Annotated in this window: 6 protein-coding genes; all 6 read left to right on the forward strand. The window is 74.6% G+C overall.

Translation table 11 applies throughout. The features are described 5' to 3' along the window. Positions 1 to 169: 169 nt before the first annotated feature. Genes JFN87_RS29075 through JFN87_RS29100 form a run of 6 tightly spaced genes read left to right on the forward strand, consistent with a single transcriptional unit; the run spans position 170 to position 10,169 of the window. Positions 170 to 811, forward strand: coding sequence for a D-sedoheptulose-7-phosphate isomerase (locus tag JFN87_RS29075; protein WP_209344827.1), 642 nt, complete (start codon positions 170 to 172; stop codon positions 809 to 811). After that, entirely contained in the window at positions 808 to 3,327 is a 2,520-nt protein-coding gene (locus JFN87_RS29080; RefSeq protein WP_209344829.1) for an alpha-mannosidase, read from the forward strand. The genes JFN87_RS29075 and JFN87_RS29080 overlap by 4 nt, the downstream gene beginning before the upstream one ends. Positions 3,328 to 3,330: 3 nt before the next feature. Further along, entirely contained in the window at positions 3,331 to 5,796 is a 2,466-nt protein-coding gene (locus tag JFN87_RS29085) for a glycoside hydrolase family 2 protein (protein ID WP_209344831.1), read from the forward strand. Next, on the forward strand, positions 5,789 to 7,780 hold the full coding sequence (locus JFN87_RS29090) for a hypothetical protein (RefSeq protein ID WP_209344833.1): 1,992 nt from the start codon (positions 5,789 to 5,791) through the stop codon (positions 7,778 to 7,780). The genes JFN87_RS29085 and JFN87_RS29090 overlap by 8 nt, the downstream gene beginning before the upstream one ends. Then, positions 7,777 to 9,183: a GH1 family beta-glucosidase gene (locus JFN87_RS29095; protein WP_209344835.1), complete on the forward strand. Its 1,407-nt coding sequence runs from the start codon at positions 7,777 to 7,779 to the stop codon at positions 9,181 to 9,183. Before JFN87_RS29090 ends, JFN87_RS29095 begins: the two co-directional genes overlap by 4 nt. Then, entirely contained in the window at positions 9,180 to 10,169 is a 990-nt protein-coding gene (locus JFN87_RS29100) for an FAD-dependent oxidoreductase (RefSeq protein ID WP_209344837.1), read from the forward strand. The genes JFN87_RS29095 and JFN87_RS29100 overlap by 4 nt, the downstream gene beginning before the upstream one ends. The last annotated feature ends 65 nt before the right edge of the window (positions 10,170 to 10,234 follow it).

Below are 10,234 nucleotides of genomic sequence, written 5' to 3' on the forward strand. Positions count from 1 at the left end.
CCCGCGCCGCGGGCCGCACCGGTCGCGCCCGCGCGGCCCGCGGCGCCGCACACGCCCACCGTCCCGTTCGCGCAGGGCCGCGACGCGCCCGCCTTCCTTCCCGTCACGCCCGGCGCGTGAGCGCCGGCTTCACACGACATCCGTCCGTCCGTATCCAGCCTGGAGTTTCATGTCCGCCCCACCGACCGGCCACATCGCGCCCGCCGGACAGCTCGCCGACCACCTCGCCGCCGCACAGCGACTGCACGACCTCCTGCCGCAACTGACCGCCGTCGGAGACCGGTTGATCGAGGTGTACCGCTCCGGCGGACGGCTCTACACCTTCGGCAACGGCGGCAGCGCGGCCGACGCGCAGCACCTGGCGGGCGAGTTCATCGGCCGCTACCTGCGGGAGCGCAGACCGCTGCCGGCCGTCTCTCTCGTCACCGACCCGTCGGTGACCTCCTGCATCGGCAACGACTACTCGTACGACGAGGTGTTCGCGCGCCAGGTCGAGGCGCTGGTGTGTCCCGGCGACATGGTGGTCGCCTTCACCACGTCGGGCCGGTCCGCGAACGTCGTGCGCGGCCTCGAGGCCGCGCGCAAGGCCGGCGCCGTCACCGTCCTGCTGACGGGCGGCGAGCACGGCGGCCTGCCCGCGGCGCAGTGGGCGGACCACACCCTGGTGGCACACGCCACCGCGACCGCGCGCATCCAGGAGATGCACCTGACGCTGCTCCACCTGCTGAGCGAGCACGTCGACGCCTGGGCGGCGGGCGCCGCCCCCACCTCGTCCGCATCCGATGACACACGGCAGGAGAGCGCCGTATGACCACCGTGAACCCCGCTTCCCGCGAGCGGACCCTGCACCTCGTGGGCAACGCACACATCGACCCGGTGTGGCTGTGGCGCTGGCCCGAGGGGCTCCAGGAGATACGGGCCACCTTCCAGTCCGCCGTCGACCGCATGGAGGAGTACCCCGACTTCGTGTTCACCTGCGACTCCGTCATGTACCTGGAGTGGATCGAGCGGCACGACCCGGCGCTGTTCGAGACGATACGCAAGCGCGTCGCCGACGGCCGGTGGCAGATCGTCGGCGGCTGGTGGGTGGAGCCCGACTGCAACGTCCCCTCGGGCGAGTCGTTCGTGCGCCAGGCGCTCTACGGCCAGCGCTACCTGCTGGAGAAGTTCGGCGCGGCCGCGACGATCGGCTGCAACCTGGACCCGTTCGGCCACAACGCGATGCTCCCCCAGCTGCTGCGCAAGGCCGGCATGGACGGTTACGTGTTCCTGCGGCCAGGACCCCACGAGCAGGTGCTGCCCGGGCAGTTCTTCCACTGGGAGGCGCCCGACGGCTCCCGCGTCACCGCCTACCGGCTGCCCAACGAGTACTGCACGCCGGGCAAGGACATCGGCAACCACCTCGACAAGTCGCTGGCGCTGATGCCGCCTGACGAGCCCGAGCTGATGGTCTTCTACGGTGTCGGCAACCACGGCGGCGGCCCCACGAAGGCCAACCTCGACTCGATCCGCCGCCTCGACGCCCTCGGCGGCCTGCCCACCCTCGAACTCAGCCACCCCGAGCGGTTCTTCGAGCGGGTGCGCGACCGCGAGGACATGCCCGTGCACGCCGGGGAGCTCCAGCACCACGGCCCCGGCTGCTACTCGGCGCACTCCGGTGTGAAGGCGTGGAACCGCCGCGCGGAGAACGAGCTGCAGCGCGCGGAGAAGTGGGCGGCGGTCGCCGCGTCCGTCGCGCAGGAGGCCTACCCGGCCGAGAAGCTGGCGGAGGCGTGGAAGCTGGTGCTGTTCAACCAGTTCCACGACATCCTCGCCGGCACCTCCATCAGGTCGGCGTACGAGGACGCACGCGACGACTACGGCCGGGCGCGCTCCATCGCCGCCGAGGTCTTCAACCAGGCCGTGCAGGCCGTCACCCGCAGGATCGACATCCCGCTGCGTGACGGCACGGTGCCGCTCGTCGTCGTCAACCCGCACCCGTGGCCGCTCGACACCGACGTGGAGGCGGAGTTCACCCGCGCGAGCGAGGTGCGGCTGACGGACGAGGACGGCGCGGACGTGCCCGTCCAGCTGACCCGGTCGGAGTCGACGCTCGCCGGGGCGCGCGGACGCATCGCCTTCCGCGCGAGCGTCCCGCCGCTCGGGCACCGCGTCTACCACCTGCTGCCCGGCGCCGATCCGCGCGACGCCGGCCCGGTCAGCGCCACCGACACGACGCTGGAGAACGAGCACCTGCGGCTCGAGGTGGACCCGTCTACCGGCTGGCTGCGCTCGCTGCGGGACAAGGCCACCGGCGCCGAATTGCTGCCGCCTCGCCCCGGCCCGCACGCGGTCGTCGTCGAGGACGGCAGTGACACGTGGGGCCACCGCGTGCGCGCCTACGACCAGGCCGTGGGCTCCTTCACCGGCAGGCGTGTGCGGCTGGTCGAGTCGGGGCCCGTGCGCGCCGTGCTGCGGATCGAGAGCGCCTACGGCCGCTCGGAGATGGCCGAGGAGCTGGTCCTCTCCGCCGGGTCCCGCCATGTCGAGGTGCGGACCGTCGTCGACTGGCACGAGAAGCTGAAGCTGCTCAAGCTGCGCTTCCCCACCGCGCTCACGGACACGACGGCCGTCCACGAGATCCCTTACGGGCACCTGGAGCGCACCCCGGACGGCACCGAGGAGCCGACCCAGGCGTGGGTGGACGTCACCGGCACCCTGCCGGGCGGCGCGCGCGCCGGGCTGACCGTCGTCAACGACAGCAAGCACGGCCATGACGTGCTCGGCGGCGAGATCGGCATGACGGCCCTGCGCAGCCCGGTCTACGCCTGGCACGAGCCGCGCACACTGGACGAGGACGGCGTGTACGACTACCTCGACCAGGGCCGCCAGGAGCTGCGCTACCTGCTCGTCCCGCACGGCGCCGACTGGCGCGAGGCGGACCCGGTGCGGCGGGCGGCCGAGCTCAACCAGCCGGTGTTCGCGCTGCTGGAGACCTTCCACGCGGGCCCGCTCGCGCAGCGCATGGCGCACGCGGACGACGGCGCGGGCAGTGTCCTCGTCACGGTCGTCAAGGGCGACGAGGACGGTTCGGGCGATCTCGTCGTGCGCGCCTACGAGTCGCAGGGCAGGGCCACCGACGCCCGTATCGCCCTGCCGATGCTCGGCGACCGGGTGATCGAGGCGCGGTTCGGGGCGTGCGAGATCAAGACGTTCCGGGTGCCCGGCGACCCGCGTTCGCCCGTCGTGGAGACGGACCTGCTGGAGCTGCCCGCCAAGCAGGCGGGCCCGGCGGCGAAGGGCGCGGGCGCGGCGAGGAACGCGGGCACGGCCAAGGGCAGGGCCTGAACCGTGCCACTGCTCGACGACGGCTGGGAGCTGCGCGCCTGCCTGGGTGACACCTGGCGCTGGCTGTGCGGCCCCGGCCGCCCGGCCGGGGAGAGCGGCTGGCTCCCCGCCCGGGTGCCCGGGTCCGTCCTGGACGACCTGCACAGGGCCGGGCTCGTGGCCGACCCGTACGTCGGCACGAACAGCCTGCTCAACGAGTGGGTGCCGCAGCGCTCGTGGCTGTACAGGCGCCACCTGGCGGTGTGCCTGGGCGACGGCGAGCGGGCGCTGCTGTGCTTCGAGGGCGTCGACCACGAGGCCACCGTCCTGATCGACGGGCACGAAGTGGCGCACCACGAGGGCATGTTCACGCCCTTCGAGGTGGACGTCACCGCGCATGTCGCGGACGGGGAGCGCCATGTGCTCGCCGTCGTGGTGCATCCGGCGCCGCCCGGCGAGCCGCAGGTCGGGCGCACCGACCGGGTACGCACCCACAAGTCCCGCATGGGGTACGGGTGGGACTTCTGCCCGCGCATGGTGCACCAGGGGATCTGGAAGCCGGTGCGGCTGGAGAAGGCCGGCCCCGTGCGGCTGCGTGACGTGGTGGTGGGAGCCGGCGCGGACGGCACCGTGCGGGTCCTCGCCGGCCTGGAGGCCTCGGCGCCGGGAAGCGTCGAGGTGACCGTGACGGGCCCCGAGGGCGAGCCGGCCGGGTCGGTCAGCGTGCCGTTCGGCGCCGGGTGCGAGGCGGCCGAGGCCGTGGTGAGCGTCGAGCGGCCCCGGCTGTGGTGGCCGAACGGCCACGGTGAGCAGCCCCTCTACCGGGTCGTGGTGACGGCCAGGGACGCGGCGGGCCGCGCGGTCGGCACGTGCGAGCGCACGACGGGCTTCCGCCGGGTCCGCCTGGTGGAGAACCCGGGGGCGCCGGACGGAGCACTGCCGTACACGCTGGAGGTCAACGGGCGGCGCGTCCCCACCAAGGGGTGGAACTGGGTGCCGCACGACGCCCTGTACGGCGCCGAGAGGCCGGGCCGTCTCGCGCACCTGCTCTCCCTCGCCGCCGGCGCGCACGTCACGCTCCTGCGGGTCTGGGGCGGGGGTCTCATCGAGACCGGGGAGTTCTACGACCTGTGCGACCGGCTCGGGCTGCTGGTCTGGCAGGAGTTCAGCCTCTCCAGCTCGGGCATCGACAGCGTCCCCGCGGCGGACGACGGCTACCTCGCCCTGATGGACCGCGAGGCGCGCACGATCGTGCCGCTGCTGCGCCACCACCCATCGCTCGCCGTCTGGGGACCTGGCAACGAACTGCACGACACGGCGACGGCCCGCCCGCTCGACGAGGCGACCTCGCAGGTCGTGGCCGTCCTGGCCCGCGCCGTCGCGGATCTCGACCCGGACCGCGGCTGGCTGCCGGGCTCCCCCTCGGGCCGCTCGTTCCTGCACAGGGCCGACGTGATCGCCGCCGACCCGTCGGGCCAGCACGACGTGCACGGTCCTTGGGAGCACCAGGGGATCGGCGCGCAGCAGGCCCTGTACGACGCGGGAACGTCGCTGCTGCACTCGGAGTTCGGCGTGGAGGGCATGGCCAACCGGCGCACCTGGGACGCCGTCGTGCCGGCCGGCGCACACTGGCCGACCGGGCGGGAGAACCCCGTCATGGAGCACCTCGGTGCGTGGTGGAACAACACACCGCTGGTGCTCTCCGCATTCGGCGGGCGGCCCGCCGACGTGGACACGGTGCGCCGCGCCAGCCAGCAGTTGCAGTACGACGGGCTGCGGTACGCGGTCGAGGCGGGTCTCCGGCGGGCGCCGCGGGCCGCGGGCACCATCCCGTGGCAGTTCAACGAGCCGTTCCCGAACGCCTGGTGCACGGCGTCCGTGGACCACCGCGGCGATCCGAAGCCCGCCTACCACGGCGTGCGCCGCGCCTACCGCAGGGCCCATGTGTGCGCGTCCTTCGCCACGCAGGCGTGGGCGGGCCGCGACCGCTTCGAGGCCCGCGTGCGCGCCTGGGGCGGGGCGCGGGGCGACGTGGTGACGGCGAGGCTCGTGTCCCTGGACGGAACGGTGGTCGCGGCGACCACGGGGCCCGTGCTGAGCGTGCCGCTGTCCGCGGTGCCGGGCGAGGTGTTCCTCCTCGACCTTGAACAGCGTTGCGCGGCCGGGGAGCTGAGGTCGGCCAACCGCTACGTGCACTCCGCCACGGCCGATCTCGCCCCGCTCCTCGACCTGCCGCCGGCCGAGGTGCGCGTCGACGCGCTGCCGGGCGGCCTGCGGCTCACCAACACCGGCGGCGCGGCGGCGCTCGGCCTCTGCCTGAGCGACGCCCGCCCCATCGACGCCGCCGGCTGGGCGGTCTTCGGTGACTCGATGCTCGACCTGCTGCCGGGCGAGTCCGTCGAGGTGCCCGTCACCTGGCGCGACGCGCCCGAACGCGGCAGGTCCGTACTACTGGAAGGCTGGAACGTCGATGCCCGCGAATGTGGCTGAGCGCACCTGCGAGGTGCGGCTGCGCGGCGACGCCGAGGGGGCGGCCGTCTTTCCGTCTGTCGTCACCCTGATGACCGGCGACGGCGGCCGTCTGCCCGTGCCGGCCGGCTCGGTGGCGCGCGGCGAGGACGGCGTGCTGAGCGCGACGGGCGAGGCGCACGGCTTCGCCGCCGCCCTGCGGCTCGTGCCGGACGGCGCCGGCGGGTACACCGCCGGGCTCACGATCCGCCGCACCGGGGACGGCCCGCTGGACGCGGGGCTGCGCGTGGAGCTGCTGCTCGGCGAGAGCGACGACCCGGGGTGGCTCGTGCCCGGGGTCTTCTACGGCGAGAACCGGACGGCGGAGTGCACACGCCCCTACCCGCGCTACGTGCCGGGCGTGCACGATCCCGCGTCGCTGACGTCCGACGCGTGGGCGTTTCGCGCGGACCGCTGCGCCACGCCAGCCGTGTTCGCGCGCGACCGGCTGGGCGGCGCCGCGCTCGCCACCACCGAGCAGGGCACGCTCGGCGAGCAGGGCGTCGGTTTCGCGCTCGTCGACGGCGCACGGCCGGCCCTGCGGCTGCACGCGCCCTACCGCGAGGAGCCGGTGTCGTACTACGGCTCGGCCGAGCCCCGCCCGGCCGAGGCGGTCACGCACCGGTGGGCGCACGGCGAGGAGCACACACTGCGTTTCTCGGTGCACCTGCTCGACGCCGACCCGCACGCCTACGCGGCGGTGCTGCGCGCCCTGCACGCCTCCTCCCCCGCGCCCGACGCGCCCGCCGCGTGGGTCGGCGCCGACGCGGCCGCCGCGCTGTCCGCCGAGGGGCTGCACCGCTGGCACTACCGCAGCGATCCCCCGGTGCTGCTGGAGACGGCCGCGTTCGACCGTGAGGCGCTCGGCGAGCGCGGTGACCGGCCCGCCATGCACGTGTCGTGGGTGAGCGGCACGCCGTACGCGCACGCCCTGCTGCTGCACGGGCGGCGGGTCGGCGACGCGGCGAAGACCGACGCGGCGGTGGCCGTACTGGACCACATATCCGAGAACCTCGCGCCGGGCGGCACGTTCTGGGGCCAGTGGTCGGCCGGCGGCGGCTGGTCGGCGGGGTGGACCGGCGACGCCAGGCGCCTGCACGCCCGTACGCTCGGCGACGCCACGCTGTTCCTGCTGCGTGCGCTGCGCGCCGAGCGCGCGCTCGGTCACGACCACCCGCTGTGGGAGTCGGCCGTGCGCTCCAACCTGGCCGCCGCCCTGGCGGGGCAGGATCAGGCGACGGGCCGGCTCGCCGCGGCCCACGACTCCACGACGGGCGCCGCCCTCGATTACGAGGGCGCCGCCGGAGCGGCCTGGATCGGGGCGCTCGTGGAGTCCGCCGAGGAGTTCGGCGACGCCCGCTGCCTGGATGCCGCGCGCCGGGCGGGCGAGGCGTTCGCCGCGGACGTCCGCTCGGAGTTCCTGTGCGGGGCGCCCGAGGACGTGTCGCTGGCGCCGACCTCGGAGGACGGCTACAACGCGATCATCGCGTACACACTGCTGCACGAGGCCGACCCCTCGGGGCCGTGGCTCGACCTGGCCCGCCGGGCGGCCGACTGGACGCTGACCTTCCGCTACAGCTACGACGTGCGCTTCGGCCCGCACACCCTGCTCGGCCAGTACGGCTTCCGCACCCGCGGGGGCGACCAGGCCTCCCCGTCCAACCAGCACCTGCATGCCTTCGGCCTGATCTGCCTGCCCGAGACGGTGCGGCTCGCCCGCCATCTCGGCGACCCGTACTACCTGCGCTCGGCGCGCGAGAACCTCGACTGCTTCCGGCAGTTCGTGGCCCGGGCCGACGGCGACTTCAACGCCTACCGCGGCATGGTCAGCGAACGCTTCTACCAGACCGAGTGCTTCCAGGCGAAGGGCATGCTGCTGACGCTCTCCCACGCCTGGTCGGCCGGCGTCCTGCTGTACGCCTGCGAGCGCGCCCGCGAACTGCCCGAACTCCAGGAGGACATGTGACCACCGACGACGAGGGCGCCCTGCGCTTCCCGGACGGCTTCCGCTGGGGCACGTCCACCTCGGCCTACCAGGTCGAGGGCGCGGTCCGCGCGGACGGCAGGGGCGAGTCGATCTGGGACCGCTTCTGCCGGGCCGAGGGGGCGATCGAGAACGGCGACACGGGCGACGTGGCCTGCGACCAGTACCACCGCGGCGCCGAGGACATCGCGCTGATGGCCTCTCTCCACACCAACGCCCACCGGTTCTCGCTGTCCTGGCCGCGCATCCTGCCCGAGGGGCGCGGACGCGTCGAGAAGCGAGGGCTCGACCACTACGACCGCTTCATCGACGGGCTGCTGGAGCAGGGCGTCACGCCGCTCGCCACCCTCTACCACTGGGACCTGCCGAGCGCGCTGCAGGAGAACGGGGGCTGGCGCGACCGGGACACCGCCGAGCGGTTCGCCGAGTACGCCGCCGTCTGCTTCGACGCGTTCGGCGACCGTGTCCGCGACTGGGTCACCATCAACGAGCCCTGGATCGTCGGGCTGCTCGGTCACCAGCTCGGCCTGCACGCGCCCGGTGAGAAGGACCTCAAGGCGTCCGTCACCGTCATGCACCACCTGATGCTCGCGCACGGCCTCGCGGTCGGCGAGCTGCGGGCGCGCGGGCGTGAGGACGCGCGCGCGGGTATCGCGTACAGCCTGTTCCCGAGCATCCCCGACGACGCGGCGGACCCGGCGGACGTGGCCGCGGCCGTGGGGTCCGACGGATACGTCAACCGCTGGTTCCTCGACCCGGTGCACGGCCGCGGCTACCCGCGGGACATGCGGGAGCACTGGGAGAAGGCGGTGGGCCCGCTGGACTTCGTCCGCGACGGGGACCTCGCGACCATCGCCGCCGGGAGCGACTTCATCGGCGTCAACTTCTACTCGCGGCGCATCATCGGCGCGGGCGGCGGCGACGGACCGTGGCCCTGGAGCGTGCGCAAGGGCCGCCCGGACGTGGAACGCACCGACCTCGGCTGGGAGATCGTCCCCGGTGACCTCACCGCGCTCCTGGTACGCCTGCACGAGGACTACCCGGGCGTGCCGCTGATGATCACAGAGAACGGGGCCGTCTACGGGGACGGCCCGGGCGACGACGGCGCCGTCCACGACGGGCGGCGCATCGCCTTCCTCGACGCGCACCTGCGCGCGGTGCACCGGGCCATCGCGGCGGGCGCCCCGGTGGAGGGCTACTACCACTGGTCGCTGATCGACAACTTCGAGTGGGCGATGGGCTACCGGCCCAGGTTCGGCCTCGTCCACGTGGACCACGCGACCCAGCGGCGCACCGTCAAGGACAGCGGGCGCTGGTACGCGGGCGTGGCACGCTCCGGCGTACTGCCACCGCTCGCCCCGCCGTCCGACGGGGCGCGGCCTTGACGCGGGCAGTGCTGCTGCCGGGGCGTGCCCTGCCCGTGCTGTACGAGACCGGGACCGTCGTGCTGGGCGCGGGGCTCGCCGGGGCCTCCGCGGCGGTGGCGCTCGCCGCCGCGGGCCGCCGGGTGCTGCTCGTGGACGAGGGTGCTTCACCGGGCGGGGAGCTCACGGAGGCCGGGCGGCCCTGGCTCACCGTGCCGCGCGGCGCGGAGCGCGCCGGGCTGCTCGGTCCGCTGCTGGCGGGCCACGAGGCGGGGCGGCGGCCGGCGCTGCGTCCCGCGGCGGTGAAGCTGCGCGTCGAGGAGGCGCTGGCCGAGGCCGGCGTCGAGGTGCTGTACGGGACGCGGGTGCTCGCCCCTCGCGCCGGCCGGGGCCTGGTCGTGGTGACCGCGTCCGGGCGGGCCTTCGTGCGGTGCGAGAGCGTGCTCGACGCCAGGCCCGCGGAGCCCGTCGAGGGAGAACCGGCCGTGTGGAGCGTCGAGTTCGAGGGGGCGTCGGCCGATGCGGTGGAGGCGTCGCGTCATCCGGCGGCGGCCGGGCTGCTGCTCGCCGACGGCTACCTCGGCACCGGCCACCTGTACGCGCTGGCCTCCGTGCGGGGCGGGCGGCGCGACGCGCTGCGCCGGGCCTCGCACCTGCTGCGCGCCCATCCGGCCTTCGCGGACGCCCGCCTGGGCGCGGTCGGCGTGCGCCCGCTCGCGGCCGCGTACGCCACGACGGACCTGGTGCCGGGGCCCGTGCCCGGCTGGTGGCGGCTCCCGCCGCCGCCACCGCTCGTACGGCTTGACGAGCCGCCGCTCGACCCGGCGGCGGCGCTCGCGGCGGGCACCGCGGCGGCCGCGTTCCGGCGCCGCCACGGAGCCGGGGGGCGGGCGGGGCCGCCGGGGGCGGGCCGGGCCGCCTGCCGGCCGTCTTCCCCGTGGTCCTGGCGGGCGCCGCCCGCGCCCTCGGCGGGCTTCTTGCCCGCCGCCTTGGCCCCCTCCCCTTGATTCGATGATCTCTTGTTTCAACTCCAGCTTCCCTAGCTTCCCATATTGTGTGTTTTTGTTGGCAT

Source organism: Streptomyces montanisoli (genome assembly GCF_017813245.1).
Classification (GTDB): domain Bacteria; phylum Actinomycetota; class Actinomycetes; order Streptomycetales; family Streptomycetaceae; genus Streptomyces; species Streptomyces montanisoli.

Excerpts from the sequence above, each read along its gene's own strand:
- JFN87_RS29080 (WP_209344829.1), top strand. The coding sequence starts at position 808 with ATGACCACCGTGAACCCCGCTTCCCGCGAGCGGACCCTGCACCTCGTG.
- JFN87_RS29075 (WP_209344827.1), top strand. The coding sequence starts at position 170 with ATGTCCGCCCCACCGACCGGCCACATCGCGCCCGCCGGACAGCTCGCC.